Source organism: Mesorhizobium sp. WSM3866, assembly GCF_002294795.1.
In the GTDB taxonomy this organism is placed as follows: domain Bacteria; phylum Pseudomonadota; class Alphaproteobacteria; order Rhizobiales; family Rhizobiaceae; genus Mesorhizobium.
The window spans coordinates 1-15,703 of the sequence record NZ_NSGC01000020.1 but is presented as its reverse complement, the minus strand read 5'-3'; the positions used below and the strand labels follow the sequence as shown (position 1 = coordinate 15,703).

Annotated in this window: 21 protein-coding genes; 10 read left to right on the top strand and 11 right to left on the bottom strand. The window is 60.3% G+C overall.

Annotated elements, in window-relative coordinates; genetic code table 11:
- Window positions 1–12 precede the first annotated feature (12 nt).
- On the bottom strand, window positions 13–987 hold the full coding sequence (locus CK222_RS28510; protein ID WP_095802616.1) for an alpha/beta hydrolase: 975 nt from the start codon (window positions 985–987) through the stop codon (window positions 13–15).
- Between the two features lie 457 nt (window positions 988–1,444).
- Window positions 1,445–1,762, bottom strand: coding sequence for a hypothetical protein (locus CK222_RS28500; RefSeq protein ID WP_095802615.1), 318 nt, complete (start codon window positions 1,760–1,762; stop codon window positions 1,445–1,447).
- 176 nt (window positions 1,763–1,938) lie between these two features.
- Between CK222_RS28500 and CK222_RS28495 the strand changes: the two genes are divergently transcribed.
- Window positions 1,939–2,181 (top strand): hypothetical protein, encoded by a 243-nt coding sequence (locus CK222_RS28495; protein ID WP_095802614.1) that lies wholly within the window; start codon window positions 1,939–1,941, stop codon window positions 2,179–2,181.
- Window positions 2,182–2,237: 56 nt separating this feature from the next.
- Here the strand turns inward: CK222_RS28495 and CK222_RS28490 are convergent, their stop codons facing one another.
- The gene (locus CK222_RS28490; protein WP_095802613.1) at window positions 2,238–2,630 is read right to left on the bottom strand and encodes a low affinity iron permease family protein; all 393 of its coding nucleotides are present in this window, start codon (window positions 2,628–2,630) and stop codon (window positions 2,238–2,240) included.
- Between the two features lie 66 nt (window positions 2,631–2,696).
- Here CK222_RS28490 and CK222_RS32570 point away from each other — a divergent pair, with 66 nt between their 5' ends.
- Window positions 2,697–2,840 (top strand): hypothetical protein, encoded by a 144-nt coding sequence (locus tag CK222_RS32570; protein ID WP_176477763.1) that lies wholly within the window; start codon window positions 2,697–2,699, stop codon window positions 2,838–2,840.
- A 78-nt stretch (window positions 2,841–2,918) separates the two neighbouring features.
- Here CK222_RS32570 and CK222_RS28485 read toward each other — a convergent pair whose 3' ends face one another.
- Together CK222_RS28485 and CK222_RS28480 are read right to left on the bottom strand one after the other, a co-directional pair.
- Window positions 2,919–3,440: a ferritin-like domain-containing protein gene (locus tag CK222_RS28485; protein WP_066994822.1), complete on the bottom strand. Its 522-nt coding sequence runs from the start codon at window positions 3,438–3,440 to the stop codon at window positions 2,919–2,921.
- 109 nt (window positions 3,441–3,549) lie between these two features.
- Entirely contained in the window at window positions 3,550–3,852 is a 303-nt protein-coding gene (locus CK222_RS28480; RefSeq protein WP_066994825.1) for a DUF982 domain-containing protein, read from the bottom strand.
- A 402-nt stretch (window positions 3,853–4,254) separates the two neighbouring features.
- Here CK222_RS28480 and CK222_RS28475 point away from each other — a divergent pair, with 402 nt between their 5' ends.
- The 3 genes from CK222_RS28475 to CK222_RS28465 all read left to right on the top strand — a co-directional run bounded on the left by CK222_RS28475 (window position 4,255) and on the right by CK222_RS28465 (window position 5,867).
- On the top strand, window positions 4,255–5,244 hold the full coding sequence (locus CK222_RS28475; RefSeq protein WP_095802652.1) for an SDR family oxidoreductase: 990 nt from the start codon (window positions 4,255–4,257) through the stop codon (window positions 5,242–5,244).
- A 216-nt stretch (window positions 5,245–5,460) separates the two neighbouring features.
- Complete coding sequence (locus CK222_RS28470; RefSeq protein ID WP_095802612.1) at window positions 5,461–5,643, top strand: hypothetical protein; 183 nt, start codon at window positions 5,461–5,463, stop codon at window positions 5,641–5,643.
- On the top strand, window positions 5,640–5,867 hold the full coding sequence (locus tag CK222_RS28465) for a DUF768 domain-containing protein (protein WP_095779498.1): 228 nt from the start codon (window positions 5,640–5,642) through the stop codon (window positions 5,865–5,867). The genes CK222_RS28470 and CK222_RS28465 overlap by 4 nt, the downstream gene beginning before the upstream one ends.
- A gap of 40 nt (window positions 5,868–5,907) precedes the next feature.
- On the opposite strand, the gene CK222_RS32010 is transcribed toward CK222_RS28465, so the two are convergent.
- A complete protein-coding gene (locus CK222_RS32010) occupies window positions 5,908–6,216 on the bottom strand; it encodes a hypothetical protein (RefSeq protein ID WP_127239691.1) in 309 nt (102 codons plus the stop codon).
- Between the two features lie 197 nt (window positions 6,217–6,413).
- On the opposite strand from CK222_RS32010, the gene CK222_RS33195 reads away from it, so the two are divergent.
- Complete coding sequence (locus CK222_RS33195) at window positions 6,414–7,004, top strand: KTSC domain-containing protein (RefSeq protein WP_245307390.1); 591 nt, start codon at window positions 6,414–6,416, stop codon at window positions 7,002–7,004.
- A gap of 94 nt (window positions 7,005–7,098) precedes the next feature.
- Here CK222_RS33195 and CK222_RS28450 read toward each other — a convergent pair whose 3' ends face one another.
- A complete protein-coding gene (locus tag CK222_RS28450) occupies window positions 7,099–7,284 on the bottom strand; it encodes a DUF3606 domain-containing protein (protein WP_066994850.1) in 186 nt (61 codons plus the stop codon).
- Window positions 7,285–8,257: 973 nt separating this feature from the next.
- On the opposite strand from CK222_RS28450, the gene CK222_RS28445 reads away from it, so the two are divergent.
- Window positions 8,258–8,485 carry a hypothetical protein gene (locus CK222_RS28445; protein WP_066994854.1) on the top strand — a complete coding sequence of 76 codons (228 nt, stop codon included), beginning with the start codon at window positions 8,258–8,260 and terminating at the stop codon, window positions 8,483–8,485.
- Between the two features lie 332 nt (window positions 8,486–8,817).
- Here the strand turns inward: CK222_RS28445 and CK222_RS28440 are convergent, their stop codons facing one another.
- The gene (locus tag CK222_RS28440; RefSeq protein ID WP_082953717.1) at window positions 8,818–9,141 is read right to left on the bottom strand and encodes a hypothetical protein; all 324 of its coding nucleotides are present in this window, start codon (window positions 9,139–9,141) and stop codon (window positions 8,818–8,820) included.
- Between the two features lie 1,408 nt (window positions 9,142–10,549).
- Here CK222_RS28440 and CK222_RS28435 point away from each other — a divergent pair.
- A complete protein-coding gene (locus tag CK222_RS28435; protein ID WP_066994857.1) occupies window positions 10,550–10,759 on the top strand; it encodes a hypothetical protein in 210 nt (69 codons plus the stop codon).
- Between the two features lie 1,187 nt (window positions 10,760–11,946).
- On the opposite strand, the gene CK222_RS32005 is transcribed toward CK222_RS28435, so the two are convergent.
- Both CK222_RS32005 and CK222_RS28425 read right to left on the bottom strand, forming a co-directional pair.
- Window positions 11,947–12,141, bottom strand: coding sequence for a hypothetical protein (locus tag CK222_RS32005; protein ID WP_141247148.1), 195 nt, complete (start codon window positions 12,139–12,141; stop codon window positions 11,947–11,949).
- A gap of 402 nt (window positions 12,142–12,543) precedes the next feature.
- Window positions 12,544–12,984: a hypothetical protein gene (locus CK222_RS28425; protein ID WP_245433331.1), complete on the bottom strand. Its 441-nt coding sequence runs from the start codon at window positions 12,982–12,984 to the stop codon at window positions 12,544–12,546.
- Window positions 12,985–13,349: 365 nt separating this feature from the next.
- Here CK222_RS28425 and CK222_RS28420 point away from each other — a divergent pair, with 365 nt between their 5' ends.
- A complete protein-coding gene (locus CK222_RS28420; protein ID WP_095802610.1) occupies window positions 13,350–14,264 on the top strand; it encodes a YihY/virulence factor BrkB family protein in 915 nt (304 codons plus the stop codon).
- A gap of 229 nt (window positions 14,265–14,493) precedes the next feature.
- Here the strand turns inward: CK222_RS28420 and CK222_RS28415 are convergent, their stop codons facing one another.
- A complete protein-coding gene (locus CK222_RS28415; protein WP_095779493.1) occupies window positions 14,494–14,931 on the bottom strand; it encodes a CBS domain-containing protein in 438 nt (145 codons plus the stop codon).
- A gap of 322 nt (window positions 14,932–15,253) precedes the next feature.
- Between CK222_RS28415 and CK222_RS28410 the strand changes: the two genes are divergently transcribed.
- Window positions 15,254–15,703: chemotaxis protein CheB (locus CK222_RS28410; RefSeq protein ID WP_141247147.1), on the top strand; the 450-nt coding region annotated here is incomplete at its 3' end.

Here is a 15,703-nt window from a genome sequence, read left to right as displayed (position 1 = left end):
CGGCACTGCTGCTTATCGGTCGCTCCGCTGCGCGTCCTCGGTGGTCGAAAGGGCAGCGATCTTGTCGATCATGGCGAGCACCGCCTGCGGGGCTGTCAGGTGCACCATATGCCCGGCATCGGGGACGATATCGACTACCGAGTTTGCGAGATCCGCGTGCAGCCGAAACGCCTCGGCCGGCGCGTCGAAAAGCTGATCGCCGGCGCCGGCGATTATCCCAACAGGAACGAAAATGTCGTTGTGCCGAGGCGTCACAAACGCCGCTGCGATCCACATCAGGAAGGACTCCGCCGCGATCGACCGCAGTTGCGAGGGGCGGCTCGCCAACTCCCTCGTCGTTGCGGTGAATGCCGCCGAGATCGCCGCCGGGGCAAATATCTTTCGCATTGACCAAGCCCAGCCAAGCCTGACCAGCGGCGGCAGCAAGGTGTGGCGGAAGGCCGTTCCGATCAAAGGCAAGGTCGGCAACCCCGACAAGGCGAGTTCGAACCTTGGCGATGGATAGTGGTAGCCGGAGACAAGCACGACCCCGGCAACGCGCCCAGGGCGCCGTCGCGCCATCTCGAGCGCAACCGCGGCACCCCAAGAGTGGCCAACAACAATATAGCGTCCAATTCCGAGTTTCGCGGCCGCGGCATCGATCAGATCGGCCTGCGCGGCGGCCGACCAGATCCTGCCGATCGGGCGCGAGCTCCTGCCGAAGCCTGGTCTGTCGAAAGCCAGAACACGATAGTCTGCGGCCGCTTTGTCGACGATGCCGCTTGTCGTGAAATCCTCGGCCGAAGAGCCGTTGCCATGCAGCAACAACAGCGGCATGCCCTGGCCATCCTCGATCAGGTGCAGCCGCGCTCCGTCGACTTCGACGAAGCGTCCAAAACGTCGGCCGCGTAACGCCCGCCGCGCTCGCAGGCCATTGTAGAGGGCAAGCCCGGCCGCTGCCGCGGCAAGGAGGAGGACCACGTCGTTGAACGTGGCGATGTCAGGCATGATCCCGTGCTGCTACGGAGCCATGGCACAAGCCGCTGTTGAGAGAAGCGGCGGATGTACCCAGGCGCTGGCTTCCAAAGAAGGAGCTTTCAGGCCGAGCCCTTCTGAGGCAGCTTCGTCTCCTCATCGACCTGTTCCTGGAGAGCCCTGCGTTCGCGCTCTCTTCCCTCAGCGTCGACCGGTCGATCTTGCCGTTCAAGCTCGCGTTCCACCGTGTCACGCGCGCCCTCGACAGGATCTTCCTGCGGCAGACGCTTATCTGTTCGCTTTGTGCCTTGCTCGCTCGCCCGGTCACTGTCCGATCCCAGTTTGGACGGATCGTCCTTTGCAGAATGCTTCGTCATTGGCTTACTTACCTATCTGGCCTGCCACGTCGGCGGATCACGTGCCGATCTGTTCACAAGCAGCCCAACAGGCGAGCTGTTTCTTTGTTCCGGCTATCCCGTGCGGCAGTTGGTCAGTCCCGATCCTCATGGTCTTCCGCCTGTGCCGGTTCCGACTCCTCGAGAGCTTCAATGACCGGGGCAAGCGAGGTCTCTTTCCGATGATTTGATTCTGTCGGGTCCTCCTGCTCGGCCGTCATGTCGAGCGCCCGTTCGATTGCATCTTCGATATTGCCGATTTCCTCCTCGCGAACCTCGTGCCCGTAGCCCGCGGCGTCGGCGTCCTGCTCGAACTGTCGCACAAGCACCGGAACGCTGACTTGTGTGTCGGCAGGCAAGTTCCCGACGTTCTCCTCGAGCCAGCTTCGAAAGAACTCCTTGGTTGCACTCATGAGCCGCCTCCTTCGAGCTGAGAACGGCCGCCGTCTGCCAATGTTCCTCTAGCGGGGCTTGCGTTGCCGCGTCTTTCGTCTGAGCGGTTACAACGAGGATCAGACGGGTTGCTCTTGCGCATGTTCGGAACGATCGAGTCCAACTGCCGTTACCGACGAAAGAACAGGAGGAACCGATGAGCGGACGCAGAACCCATGACCAGCAAGTGCGCATCCTGGAAGAACGTGAGAACACGAAGAACGCGCCCAAGGAATTCGACGCCAAGGCGGAGCTGAAGCAGCCGGCCGCGGAGCGCGAAGCGCGGCGGAAAGGTTCGGACCTCAGGAGCGACACGCCCGACCTCGTCGACCCCGATGATCGCAACATCCTTCGCGGCAAGAATCAGGAAAGCGGCCACAACAAGCATCGTGGCGACTAAAGCCTGTCACGCACGTCTTGGTCCCGAAGCCGGTTTCGACTTTCGATGGATATGTTTTAGGCAGGGCGGCTTTCGACGTGAGATGCGATCGTCCCCTTGCTGGCGGTCTTGGTTTGGGCACACCTGGTTATGAATTCTTGGGCCTCCGCTTCCGTGAGATGCTCGATGCCGATGAAGTCGTTTTTTGCGCGGCCTGAGCGAATGAGCTCATCGAGCTTCGCCTGAATGGCCACGCCGTCGCGATTCTGGGTATTTTGAATCAGGAAAACCATCAGGAAAGTAACGATCGTCGTCGCGGTGTTGATGATCAGCTGCCAAGTCTCGGAATAATGAAAGGCCGGGCCGGCAATGGCCCAGAGGACCACCGAAACCACGCACAAGACGAAGGCCCATGCACGACCCGCGGCATGGGCGACATTCTCCGCGAGCCGATTGAATGCTTTTTCCAATGTTGAACTCCGGACTTTCACCCTGACGAAATTTCCCGCCAAGCCAGCCTGAGGATAGTGTGCCGGATGAACTGCACCGAAATGCAGCCGTTTATCCTGTCCTTGGCGCTGGGCACCGGCAAGAAATCAACTGAAGGCGGGCGCGACGCCAAGAAGGCGACCGCTCCGCTGAAAAAACTTGCAGCGTTTCGCGAGGAGGCGGGCCCGTAATCGCGGCCCCGGTCAAAGAGACCGGGGCCGCGTCGCCAAGTCGACTTTTGGCATGCGAATAAGCGTTTATCGGGCGCCTTACGCGGCCGCCTGCATGGCCCGCTTGTTCGCACCGCTTTCGCCGAGCTTGCTAAGTGTCTCGTCGGTAGCGGATTCTTCCTTGAGGGTGTCGCGCAGCAAGGGGAGGGCGTCTTTCAGGCCCAGTTGCTCCGCCCAGGCAATCAGCGTGCCGTAGCGCGCTATTTCATAATGCTCGACCGCCTGGGCGGCAGCCACAAGGCCCGCGTCGAGCGCCGGCTCGTCCTTGTATTCCTCGAGGATCTCCGAACCCTCTTCAATGATGCCATCGATCGCGGGACACGTCTTGCCGCGCGCCGGCTTGCCCAGCATTTCGAAAACCTGCTCGAGCCGGTCGACCTGAGCTTCAGTCTCGGTGCGATGCTTTTCGAAGGCCGCGCCCACTTCCTGTGACTGCGCCGCCTTGGCCATCTTAGGCAGCGTCTTCAGGATCTTTTTCTCTGCATAATAAAGGTCTTTCAGGCCATCCACGAACAGGCTTTCCAAGCCGTTCGCCGCGCCGGACGAACTTTTCTTTGCCATCGACGTCTCCTTCGTTCGACTTTCTTGACCAAACAAAACCGGTGGGATCGACCGATGTTCCCGCGAAATATTTTTTGAAGCCGGGACGACGAGCCGAGGTGCGCGAGCGTTACTTCGGCGTGCCCTTGCCGTTGCGGGACGAAAGTTGGTCGAGCATGCTGAGCGCTGCACTGGGACCCGCATGCTCCAGCAGACCCTGCTCGGCGGCCGCCTTCTTGAAGGCGGCAAAGGCGATTGCCGGCCGGCAAATCCCGTTGGTCGCGTCTTCCACCAGCCGAACCGCCTTGCGATAGGCTGGTGAGTCCTTGCTCTTCCATTTCCGGCCAAGCGCCTTCTTGGCGTCAGCGATCGACGACACCATCATCGTGCCGCCGTTGACGAAGTGGATGGTGAGGGGCAGGAATCTGCTCAAGGCTCTTTCACCGTCCTAGCCATTCGCACACAGGCCGGGCGGGCTCGACGAAGAGGTCCGCGGTCGGCGCCGCCGCCAAGGGATTACCGGTCCGAAAGGATTTCATGGTGCTACCGCCTGTTTGAGATCGCATAAAACGAAGCTGCTGCCGGGTAGTTGCATTCAGCCGGCCCGTGGCGGTCAAAAAACGTGCTCCTTACTGATCGCCGTCCGGGTGAGCAGCGCCGGAGGTGGTGGCGGCCGTGGTTGAGGTCCCGACGGATGTCGCGACCGATGTCCGGATTGAGAGCCGGCAGCTTCGGAGCGAGGCCAACCTTTTCTGTTCGCGTGCGTTGTCCCTCGAAAGCGAAGGAGACACCGATGCCGACGAAATCCGCCAGGATGACCGACTCCGCCACACCGATGAAATCGGCCCCGCGTACCAAATCCACCTCCGAGCAGGCGGCCAGCAAGCAGCGGAGCGTGCAACGCAAGGTCGACGCGACCGATCGCGCCAAGTCGAATGGCAAATCCAAATCACAAGGCGCCATGCAGGCCGGCGCACGGGAATACCCAGTGCCGCCTTTCCCGAAGCAGCATCATCCGAAACCCGGCGAGGAATGGGCGATCGAGCCCGCGCCGCTCTACGACGCGCCGTTCTGGCAGGGGTCGAACAAATTGGGAGGCAAGGTGGCGCTGATCACCGGCGGCGATTCCGGCATCGGCCGCGCAGTTGCCGTGTTGTTCGCCCGGGAAGGGGCGGATATCGCCATCGCCTATCTCAGCGAGGATCGCGACGCGAAGGCGACAAAGCAGGCAGTCGAGGCCGAAGGCAGGCGCTGCATCATCATGCGCGGCGACGTGGCCAGGCGGACCTTCTGCCACAAGGCGGTGGAGCGGACGCTGAAGGCCTTCGGCAGGCTCGACGTGCTCGTCAACAACGCTGCCTTCCAGGTGCATTCGACCGATTTCGCCGACCTCACCGAGCAACACTTCGACACCACGCTGAAGACAAATCTCTACGGCTACTTCCACATGGCCCAGGAAGCCGTTCCGCATATGAAGCCGGGTTCGGCCATCATCAACACCGGGTCGGTCACCGGCATCGAAGGCTCGAAGGAACTCATCGATTATTCGATGACCAAGGGCGGCATTCACGCCTTCACCCGGGCGCTCTCTGGTAACCTGATCAGCAAGGGCATTCGCGTCAATGCCGTGGCGCCGGGGCCGGTTTGGACGCCGCTGAACCCGTCGGAGAAGGAAGCGGAGAAGGTCTCGCAGTTTGGCGCAAAGACCCCGATGAAACGGCCAGCCCAGCCGGAAGAGATCGCGCCTGCCTATGTATTTCTCGCTTCGCCGCAATGCTCCAGCTATATCACCGGCGAGATCCTGCCGATCATTGGGGGCTATTGACCGCGGCCGCCTATATGAAGGTCTTGATGAAAAAGGCGGTTCTCGATCCGCCGGCCGTCTTGGTAATCCGGCCTGACGGGCCGCCCAGATAATCTGGTTGGCCAAACGGCCGGCAAGGCAGTCGCAGACGCTGGGAAGAGTCCGAAGGAATTCAGATTTTCGGCACAAGCCTGAACCTGTCGGCCTTTCGGCAGTTTTCAAGGCTAGGAGGTTTCGATGAACGAGCACACCGACAAAGGCGACTCGCATGACGGTGCCGTTGAGATCCTGGCCGGCCGATTGACCAGGGAGGCAGACATTTCCGAAGAGCAAGCCCGCGAACTGATCGAGTTGATCGGGACCGATTGGAATTCCCTGCTTCGAGAGGCTCATTTTCTGAAGGCGCGGCATCGCCTATGAGCGAACGCGGGGCCGAATTCTTTGGCGAATGGATTACCAACAACGTGATGCGCGGCAGCGTCGGCGCTGACATCATTTCCGTCGCGGAATTGACGACCAAGCTCTTTGCAGATGCGAAGGCCGCAGGTGTTTCCGAGCATGAGATTGAAGAGGAGATCGGGAGCGCTTACGATGCCATACTGGCTGCAATCGTCGGACTTGAGGACTCGGGCAAGTCCGATTGAAAGCCAAGGCAGCCTGCAATTAACCCGGATAGGGGCGCGTTCAGCCCGCCTTGCGCGGAACGATGTAGCCCGTCCCTTTCGCGCCGCGGGATCGGCCGACGGACCGATGCTGCCTATGGGCTGCAGGCTCGATCGCCGGCGCTGTTTCCATCTGCGATCGCTCAGCGTCATCCGACATGACAAAGGAGAGCGCGATCAGATCGTCGGCGTCGATGCCGCCGCGACCATTGTCCATATGGTCGGCGACCCTTTGAAATGCCTGCATGTCATCCATGCTCACGTTGGCCGCCCGCAGCCTTTCTTGGAGACCCGTCAACTTGGTGGCCAAGGCGTTGGAAATTTCGATCATAATTGCCTCCGTGGTTCCAATCTTAGTGCCAGACCGAGGATAAGAGCCTCGAACAGTGCGGGGGCCGATGAACAGACTGATTTGCCATTACCTGCTATCGCCCAGCCGCTCGGCCTGCCTGGCAACCTTTGCGAACTCTCCGTCTGTTGAGATGACCTCGAGGGTGGCAGGGGCTCATCCTCGCCAGTCGCGACCCAATGAAATTTCTCGCAAGATGTTTCCTGCCCCCGACCTTTGAGTTGGCCCGTACGACATTTGTCCCGCATTCGCTGGGACCGGTGGCCGAGGTCCAGAATTTTAGGGAACGGTCGCTGTCGGATTTTGTTGATTGGATGCCTGCTGCGCACGTTGCCAGGTTTGCGCACTCAGGTACCAACCTCCAGAATACTCAGCCCGCAGGCTCCGGTCTGCGGGCTTTTTCGATGCCATGGAATGCGGCGCTCGCGCTGCCGCTGCCCGTCCGCATCTGGGACGGCGGCGTCGGCTGCGAGACTTGGCTCTCACTCACTAGCTTCGGAAACAAAAGGCCGGCCGGATCGTTCGCTCTATGCCAGACCACCGGGTGCCGCGCCATGCCGTCCACCTCGATCAAGAAAACAAAATACGATCCGGCCAAAGGGACTCTTTCCGTATGGTTTGTGACCAGCGGGAAACGCTACGAGTTCGAGGGGGTGCCGCCGGAGACGTTCGCGGCATTCCGATCAGCCTTTGCCAAGGGCCGCTTTTTCAACGCGCACATCCGCAATCGCTTCCGATATCGTCGCGTAACAAGCGATGACGATGATTGACCGGCTATTCAGCGTCCAGTTCAAGCGGCTCGTGCTGCGCTGCTCATGATTTTGGCGTGGATCCCGGCGATCGCCGCTGCGTTGGAGCTCTTGGTCATCCGCGAAGCTTTTCGGCCTCGCGTTCCAAGGTCTTCCGGTCGTTGCCGTGCTGTTTGATGAGATCGCGAACCTGTTGCGCCGTCAGCCCGACCTTGTTGGCGAAATGCCGGACTTCGTAGTCATCGTCCGCTGATACCCGGTTGCGGTCACTGCCACCACGCTTGCTCTTGTCGTCTGCCATCGCTTGTTCCTCCGGCAGGGAATAACAGCGGCCGCGCAGGAATGTTCCAGGCGCGGCAAGTGGCAATTTTAGGCGGGACTAACAAAAGTTATCGAAAACGGACTGCTCGCTCGTGCAGGATTAACGTCACTCCGCCCGCCACGGCGGAGGATGGGAGGACCGGCCTCAACAAAGCCGAAGGCCGGGTTACTTGGCCCGTTGCGCGGATCCCTTGGGCGCTGCGACGGGCCAAGGTCGCTTGCGTCAGTCTTTCCTCCAGCGGCGCCTTTCTCGCCAAGCCAGCAGTGTACCATTAACATTTGTTACTGCGGACCTGCTAATGAACTGCGTAGATGACTGGGCGGGCGTTGCCCTGGGCTTTGGAGTTGGGTTCGGTTTGCGGCGACAGTGTCACCGACTTGAGAAGCGAACCGATAGCTAGGCCCGTTGTCTAACCTTGGCGGGTCACGGCAACGGGTCTAGCGTTCCTCCGCTTGGGAATGGGATTTCCGGCCGAAGATGAATGTGCCGTCTCTGACGGCGTTCACACTGGCCCCGATACGAGCCCGAAACACCTTCGCGGCATCAGGAGACAGCCCGCCAGCGCTCACAAGGAACTTTAGCGGCATCTAAAAGTTCTCCTCGGGCAATCCCGCACTCCTTGGGTCGAACGATGGCCGAGCTGGCATCAACTTTCGCATATTCATCAGGGCTGACCGGCGATGATATGCTAAGCGCAGTCGTGTCGTTACTGGCCGGCCTGCTGCTCTATAATGTCATGCGCGAACCAAGCCGATAGGGCTCCTGCCGAGACGAAATTCACAGACCGCGCAGTGACGCCGGACAAAAGTTCGGTGGGCGGCCGTTGCTCGGTAGCGCAGCATGGAGGCAATCGGCTATTTGCCCGGGACCTCAGTCCGATCCAATTGACTCGTAGCTGACTTTTTTTGGGTGTATCCTTTCCCCGTTGTGGCGTATCGGGGTGAGGTAAACGATGCGTGGAAGCGATCGCAATGCTGTCCCGCCCAAAAGTGCGGGATGCGGTATAGTTGAACCTGCAGAGGTCAACATTCTGGCCAAGGCGGTGAGTGACTACTGCTCCAGTCACAAAATCGAACGCAAGGACGAGCGCGAAAACGTCGCGGTCAAAGTCATGAGCCTTTTTGGACGCGGTGTAACTGACGCTGACCAGCTGTTGGAAGAACTCGAGAAGGTTCGCTAAAGCGAGCCTGGTGCCCTCGGCTGGAACAAGTCCACTAAGGCCGAAGTTCGCGTAGACGGGTTCTGAGCAAAATGAGCGCGTTCGGAAGAGCTTGTGTGAAATGATCCTCAGGCGATGCAGCACTGGGAGAGCGCTCTAGCCGAGAGACGCAACAGATGCCCGTCATTCCAGGAATGGCGGGCATCTATTTCACTGCTGCCGACGAAGAAGGTGACGCATTTCCTCGCCGGTCCTACCAAATGATGCATCGGGCAAGTTGTTTCTAGCATAACGACCAATGCGCCGGCCTGTCTAACCTCAGTAGAGCGGAAAGAGGTCGTTCCTCGACGGCACTAGTTGGGATCGCCGGACCTCGAGCCCCCATGGGCTCCGCCGCCATAGCTGTCCCCCCGCGACCTTCCGTTGCCGGATCTAAGAAACTTTGGCTTGGGACCGACGTGACCGTGGTTCTTGTCACCCCATCCATTGCCCGGACGTGTTCCTCCCGATTTGGCAATCGCCTTGGAGTTCAAGCTTGTGCCGAGCAGCAATGTAATGGCCGGAGGCGTCACCGCAGCAAAGCGTCCAGCCTGCTTGAGAAAATCGCGGCGCGCGTTGGCCTCTGAAACAAGCTTTTCGGAATTCTTTTCAATAAGCCTTTTGCTCTCATTCGGCATTTTAGCACTCCTTTCCTGCAAGATACTTTAATTGCTGTCTGCAAAGAAAGTAGTTCTCCAAAAGGCGTACACCGCGCCGGTGTCCGGAGCGGCCCGGCTCTCTGGCCGAAAAAGGCCAGAATTGAGCCGGGCCTGACCGGCGGGGGCTCGGAATCGCAACACGGCGCCGGCTGACCAATGAGCATATCCCCTGATTGGATAGCCGGAACGCATTCATAAGGATAAAGCCGAGCCGGATCAGTGCAGCCAATATTACGGCTTCAAGCTGGCGCTAATATTCGAGCAGGCTGATGGAACCCGAACGGTGCGGTCGGGTTGGTAACATGCGACCACACTCGTTTTCTCCCATTCAGGGTGCGGCCGCTCTACTCCGTAAGCAACAGAAGCCCGTCGCGCTTGCGCCATTGCGCGACGGGCTTTCTGGTCCACTGAACTTGTTGGTCAATACCCGCCACGTGCGAAGCAGCACCGCGAAGGCGGCTTGACGGCTGAAAACCCAAACAGGTACCCGCCACCCGGGGGAGTGTATGGCGGGTACCTGACCTCTCTCCGCCGACGACTGAAGGATTCCGCCGGCTCTACCAAATGTCGGAACGGGCTTAATGTTTCAGTACTGGGACCAATGCGTTTGGATGTCCGACTTCCGTCCGGAGCGACAATGCTTTCAAATCATTGGTTCAACCAACCCGCACTAGACCTGGGAAGTGCTCGGACTGGTCTATGTTTTCATCAGCGCAATTCGATAGGCGCCTTTGTTCGCCACGCCATCCCAGATGAAGAACGCGGCAAGGGCGGCGACGATCAGCAGGATCGGTCGCATGGCTGGAACTCCTTCAAAGCTCCTCGTACGCGCGTGGCCTGATTATCCGCCTGTTCATCTATGTCTACAAGCAGTTGCTAATGTATTGAGAACTCGCCGGGCTCGCCGCCCCATAGCCCAGCCCCAAGCCCGACGAGTGCCGACCCGGGAGGGTACCGGCATCATGCTATTTGCAAGGCTGATGCCAGCATATTCCGTCCTGAAATGAAACAGAGGGTGTGTCAGCGTGCGCAGGCTTGAACGATGGCAAAGCCTATGCCGATGACAACCGGTACGGAAACACTCCTCCTGCCCGAGACAAACGGATCACCAAGAAAATGTTCCGCCATCGCGGAACACCTCGCATTCGAAGAGGTTTGGGGCGCGGCGGCGCAATTCCCTCCCGATCTGTGCACAGCCGCCGGGCGGAGCCTCCCATTCTCCGCAGGCCCGCTCCCTGGCTCCCATCAGGGGCGGGCCTTTCTTTTAGATCTCGCGCTAAGGGAACGCTCACGGGAGTTCCATATTGAATCAAATTCGAGTTTCCCCATTGGGGTTCGCATGCGCAAGCCTGCCGGCAGAGCCAGGCCCGAATAGGAGTTCACCGCCATGGCGATCCGCCAAAGAGCACTGGAAGCGGAAATTTTCGATCCGGAAGAGCTGGAATTTCTGGCCCGCGTCTTCGACCGGTTGAAATATGATGGCCAAACTACGGAGCAGCGTGAGGCGCTGGCCTCTCGCATCATCGCCAACTTCATGGCGGGTATTGTGGACGAGAATGAACTGGTTTCGCTATCCAGGCTACCTTTAGGTAGGTAACGGTCTGAACGGACTGGACTGCCTGCCGCCCGCCCCTTGTGAATATTCGTCATTGTTGCCGCTGGGCTACAGCCCTTTGGGGGCGACTGTATTAGGAAACGCTTGTGCGGGGTTCCCGGAATCGGGCGGACCATCTGGGAAAGGGGCGCACAGTTTTGAGGGAAGATGGCCCGTCGGCTTTGGTCGGCGGGCTTTTCTTTTCTATTGCCTTGACTGTATGGCCTTGTCGTCGAGCAGCGCCGCTTTCCTCGTGCTTCGGCCCTTTCGTCGCTACTTCCGGACCTACATCTTTTTTAAATGACGGTCGGGTGCTGCCTCAGCCAGATCGGCGAGCCAACTTCAGCAAGGGGGATTCGCCATGAAGCGCACTTATGAAAAGCCCGTCCTGGTCAAGCGTGACCGCCTGTCCGCCGTTACGGCCGTGATTGTCGTCTCGCTCGTGAACGGCGCAGCGTCCCGATAAGGACGATGCCCGTCACTCCAGGCAGGAAATGGCGGGCATCTCTCTAGCTGCTACCGACCAGGAAGGTGACGCACTTCCTCACCGGCTCTCTCAAATGATGCAGCGAGGCTTAAGTTTCAGCATGGGGACCAAAGCGTCAGCCTCTCGGACTTCTGTCGCATCGGCGGAAGGGAACATTCTGCCAATCGTCCCGGTTGGGTCGCGCGGCGTGTGCCTCAGCTGAGGTTCACCTCGCCGCGAAAGGCGTTTCCTCAACGCCCATTCGACCTCCCCAGGCGGGCGGGCTCTTTGCTTGTCTTGGAACAATTCGGTGCCGCTGCAGTTCGCATTCTGGGTGCAGCTCCCGGCAAACAGAGACGGTCGAGCGCGCCTTGGTCGGGTTGCCCCCGACGCAAAGAGCCCGCCCGCGGAGGAGGTGCGGCGGGCTCTTCTGCTGATCCGGCTAATTCAGCCTGGCCGGCGGCTCGCCGGGATAGCAGTAGTGATTACTATCCGCAGGCCGACCGGGGTATAATCTCCAATGGCCGTTCGGATAGCGGTTGTCCTGGCGCTTCTCGCCGCCTTCGCCTACGGGTTCGCAAAACTCGTAGAGCGGTATGGCGGTGCGGGCAATGATCCCGCATCACCCTGCGGAAAGGTGCCAAGCGTCGATTGCCCGGACCCGAATGCGCCGCCTCCCTTTCCCAGGCCCGACCGGACGGAGCCTCAAAGGCAGTCCGGTGCGTCAAGCCTGAAGGCATATTTGTAAATTGCGCGGTTTTCCTTCATCGGTCACCCGCACCCAGAAATGTTCATCCCGTCTCGCCAGGACGTCTTTGCCGGTGACTTTCTGAGCAGCCTCCCAAGGGGCACGGGCATTGGCAACGTGATAAGCCACCACCTGGTCGCCAGCCATCTCTTCAACTCGGTATGTCTTCATGATCGCTCCAAGCAGCGACCCGAACTTGGAGCGAGGAGGGTTGTTCCGGGTCTTCCATTTTCGCTCGCCCATAGCGAGCGATTGCAGGGCAGCCTTGGGCGCCTCTAGGCGGGGCAGGTGGCCCGGTAGCCTTGGGTGGCTATGGGGGTGGCCACCGGGCCTTGGCCGGCAGGGGCTTAGGGAACACGATGCCGGCGAACGAGTATATGCGCATCTACTAATAAATCAAAATTCAGCCAAAAGGCCGAGCTGGCCCTTGAAACGCAAACATGACGGCTGGACGCTCCAAGAGCTGATCGATACGGGCATGTCTGCCACGGCCGGCTGCCTCGACTGAAGTCGTCATGCTCGATTACCGGCGGTCCGCGACCGCTTCGGCCCAGAACATCAATCTGGCCCCAATCAGCCCAGTTTGGAGAGCCGGTTGAAATTTGTTCGGACCCGGCGGCCGGCAGGTTTGAGTGCTGCGACCATGGACTCCTTCAGAGCACCGCCGCTTAGAAAAGACGGGCGCCGGCCGGATAGAACTTCAGGCCAAAACCTTAAAGCCGATCGTAAGATCACCAATTGTGCAGCCGCCATGCCTTCGGCGAAGGCGAGCGCCTTCTCGTTGACCGCAAGCATCGCCTCAATCCCTTTCGGGGCACGGCTGCTTGCATCCAAAGCAATCAGCGGAAGGCGCATGGCGACGACAGCGGGTGCCAACATCAGGTCTCCACAAAGCGAGAATGCATTTTGGGTGTGGCGCTTCTTGCGAGTTGACATTGTGCCCCCATCTGGACCCGGCTGTTCAGCCAATACGCACCAATCCGGGGTTTGTTCCTGGAGGATGGCGGCCTTCATGAGTCCGTCATAAGGTGCGAATACATTAGCGAGGCCGGATGTCCCATCATCGGCTCCTACAAAGTCTCCTGCCCGGTTTCGGCCGGGCATTCTTTTAGCCTTCAACGAGCGCCAGCTTCGACCTGATCGCGCAGTCGCGTTCACGACGGCATCGGCAGCGTGAAGGCCCAGCGCGATGTCCAAAAGACCCCGCAAGCGAATAGATCGGAACCTCCCGCCCGCGGCGTCATTGACCTCTGCGGGCCGCGTCAGCCGGACCTAGTGGCAAAGAGAACAGGGTGGTTTTTCCGGCTTCACATCCTGGCCAACGAAAAGGCAGTCGAGCTCTTGTCCCACCCGGCCCGCTTCAGTTCGGTGTCGAGCGCATGGCAAAGGACGGGAAATCAAGGACCGGCTGGCTTCAGGAGGCCTGGCTTCTGCTGAAAGAAAGCGTCAGCGGTTATATGGATGACAACGCGCTGAGCCATGGGGCGGCGATTGCCTTCTATGCCACTACCTCTCTTGCGCCGATCCTTCTGATCGTTGTGGCGGTCGCAGGTCTCGTCGTCGGCAACGACGCCGCCCAGCTCGCGCTCTCGGCCCAGATATCGGGCGTGATGGGTCCGCAGAGCGCCGACCTCTTGAAGGCGACGATCGAGACCGCTTCGCGTCCCTGGTCCGGCGCGCTTGCCACCATTATCGGGCTGGTGACGCTCCTGATCACAGCTTCCGGCGTCTTTGGCGAGATGCAGCAGTCGCTGAATGAGATCTGGAAGGTCGAGCCAAGGGCCATGTCGCTCTCGCGTTTGGTGCGGGCGAGGGCGGCGAGCCTTGGTCTCGTCGCCGCGCTCGGGTTCATGCTCCTCGTGTCGCTCGCCGCGAGCACGGCCATCTCGGTCTTGGCCGATGTCATCAACCAACACCTGCCGTTCGGCGAACTGATCGTGAGTTCGATCAACACGATCGTATCGTTCGCGTTGATCGCGCTGCTCTTCGCGGCGATTTACAAGGTCCTGCCGGACCGCAGTCTCAAATGGCGCGATGTCGCTGTCGGTGCGCTGGTCACCGCGCTTCTCTTCACCATCGGCAAGTCGCTGATCGGCTGGTACATCGGCAGCAGTTCGATCGCCACTTCCTATGGCGCCGCCGGCGCGCTGATGGTGGTGCTGCTATGGGTCTATTACTCGGCTCAAATCTTTCTGTTCGGCGCCGAAATCACGCGCGCCTATTCGGTGAGCAGCGGAAGCCGGGCCGACCTCAGGCGGGTTATGAAGCCGGAGGTCGGAAAGACGGAGAGGTGACGGTCAAGCAACGCCGGAGAACGCAACACTACGCGCGACCCTCTGCCTAAAGAGATCAGGCGTTGGGCCAGACAGCGTTGGCTTAGGCTGACAACCTGAGAGGGATCGTCGCCACCTGTCGGTCCATCAGGACGTGATCAGGTTGCGAAGCCGCGATGAGGCCGCCGCAACCCAGTCACGCCCAGCGGGCGTCAACCCGATCAAACAGACCCCGATGTCGTCGTTGTCATCAATGGGCGGTCTGCGAATGAACACCGCCCGGCGCCGAAATGCCGCTCAAAGCCTCTCCAGCCTCCCGTGTTTCACCCTTTCTTGCGAGGTCTCCGAGGGAGATGATCCCAACGAGCCGTTTGTCTCGGTTCAGAACCGGGAGCCGGCGCACCTGCAAGTCTCCCATGTTAGCAAGAACATGATCGACGTCTTCGTCATCGAAGCAATATCTTACCTCTTGGCTCATGACATCGCGCACCTTGGTATCGGGACCTTTGCCCAGCGCTATACCGCGGATGACCATGTCCCGGTCGGTGATCATCCCCACCAGCCGGTCATTTTCACCGACAGGCACGACGCCGGCGTCGAGCTTGCCCATCATCAGTGCCACCTCGCGGATCGACTGTTCGGGATTCGCGACGGCAACGTCCTTTGTCATGCAACTGCCGACCTTCATGGCTATCTCCCTTTGGCGGAGCCCACCCGCCGAACCTGAACTGAGAAAACAAATGCTCGGCGCTATTGGTTCCTTCAAATCTGGCGGGGGCGAGCGGCATGGAAAGTTCCGCTGGGCTCGATTGACAGCCGGGCAGGCGACCGGTCCTTGCGCAGGCCTGAGGGAAGCAAGGCCGGCAGCCCATCGCCCCATGTTCGGCCGAGACCCGTTCGTGCTGTTGCGGTCCCGGTGATCGTTGCTTTGGTTGCGTGCGCCGCTCATGGAACAGAGTCCTGCCTTCGGCCATTGTGTTATGGGCCGGGGGCGACCTGATAGGGGAGCCATGGCCGACTTTCGAAACCGGATCTCACCTGCCCGCGAGGCCGAGACAAGCTCGCGGCAAGCTAAGGCGCGCAACCGCTCCATCATCGTCATCGGGGCGTCCGCTGGCGGGGTTGAGCCCCTGAAAGCGATCGTGAGCGACCTGCCTGCCGATCTACCGGCGGCCGTGTTCGTCGTGGTCCATGTCGGCCAGGTCAGCTATCTGCCGGAAATCCTCGACCGTGCGGGAGCGCTGAAAGCCTCCGGCGCCAAGAACGGCGAGTCCTTCAAGATGGGAAACATCTATGTCGCGCCGCCCGGCTTCCATCTTCTTCTGCATGACGATCACATGATGCTGCGCCGCGGCCCGCGCGAAAACCTCGCGCGGCCGGCGATAGACCCGCTGTTCCGCTCGGCGGCGCTGAGCTTCGGCGCAAGCGTCGTCGGCGTGCTGCTGTCGGGCGCGCTTTCC

Bases quoted from the DNA above. Each gene is read 5' to 3' on its own strand.
- CK222_RS28485 (WP_066994822.1), bottom strand. From the start codon at position 3,440: ATGGCAAAGAAAAGTTCGTCCGGCGCGGCGAACGGCTTGGAAAGCCTG.
- CK222_RS28500 (WP_095802615.1), bottom strand. From the start codon at position 1,762: ATGAGTGCAACCAAGGAGTTCTTTCGAAGCTGGCTCGAGGAGAACGTC.
- CK222_RS28420 (WP_095802610.1), top strand. From the start codon at position 13,350: ATGGCAAAGGACGGGAAATCAAGGACCGGCTGGCTTCAGGAGGCCTGG.
- CK222_RS28425 (WP_245433331.1), bottom strand. From the start codon at position 12,984: ATGAAGGCCGCCATCCTCCAGGAACAAACCCCGGATTGGTGCGTATTG.
- CK222_RS28510 (WP_095802616.1), bottom strand. From the start codon at position 987: ATGCCTGACATCGCCACGTTCAACGACGTGGTCCTCCTCCTTGCCGCG.
- CK222_RS28435 (WP_066994857.1), top strand. From the start codon at position 10,550: ATGGCGATCCGCCAAAGAGCACTGGAAGCGGAAATTTTCGATCCGGAA.
- CK222_RS32005 (WP_141247148.1), bottom strand. From the start codon at position 12,141: ATGAAGACATACCGAGTTGAAGAGATGGCTGGCGACCAGGTGGTGGCT.
- CK222_RS28465 (WP_095779498.1), top strand. From the start codon at position 5,640: ATGAGCGAACGCGGGGCCGAATTCTTTGGCGAATGGATTACCAACAAC.
- CK222_RS32570 (WP_176477763.1), top strand. From the start codon at position 2,697: ATGAACTGCACCGAAATGCAGCCGTTTATCCTGTCCTTGGCGCTGGGC.
- CK222_RS28445 (WP_066994854.1), top strand. From the start codon at position 8,258: ATGCGTGGAAGCGATCGCAATGCTGTCCCGCCCAAAAGTGCGGGATGC.
- CK222_RS28440 (WP_082953717.1), bottom strand. From the start codon at position 9,141: ATGCCGAATGAGAGCAAAAGGCTTATTGAAAAGAATTCCGAAAAGCTT.
- CK222_RS28470 (WP_095802612.1), top strand. From the start codon at position 5,461: ATGAACGAGCACACCGACAAAGGCGACTCGCATGACGGTGCCGTTGAG.
- CK222_RS33195 (WP_245307390.1), top strand. From the start codon at position 6,414: ATGAAATTTCTCGCAAGATGTTTCCTGCCCCCGACCTTTGAGTTGGCC.
- CK222_RS28495 (WP_095802614.1), top strand. From the start codon at position 1,939: ATGAGCGGACGCAGAACCCATGACCAGCAAGTGCGCATCCTGGAAGAA.
- CK222_RS28450 (WP_066994850.1), bottom strand. From the start codon at position 7,284: ATGGCAGACGACAAGAGCAAGCGTGGTGGCAGTGACCGCAACCGGGTA.
- CK222_RS32010 (WP_127239691.1), bottom strand. From the start codon at position 6,216: ATGATCGAAATTTCCAACGCCTTGGCCACCAAGTTGACGGGTCTCCAA.
- CK222_RS28475 (WP_095802652.1), top strand. From the start codon at position 4,255: ATGAAATCGGCCCCGCGTACCAAATCCACCTCCGAGCAGGCGGCCAGC.
- CK222_RS28415 (WP_095779493.1), bottom strand. From the start codon at position 14,931: ATGAAGGTCGGCAGTTGCATGACAAAGGACGTTGCCGTCGCGAATCCC.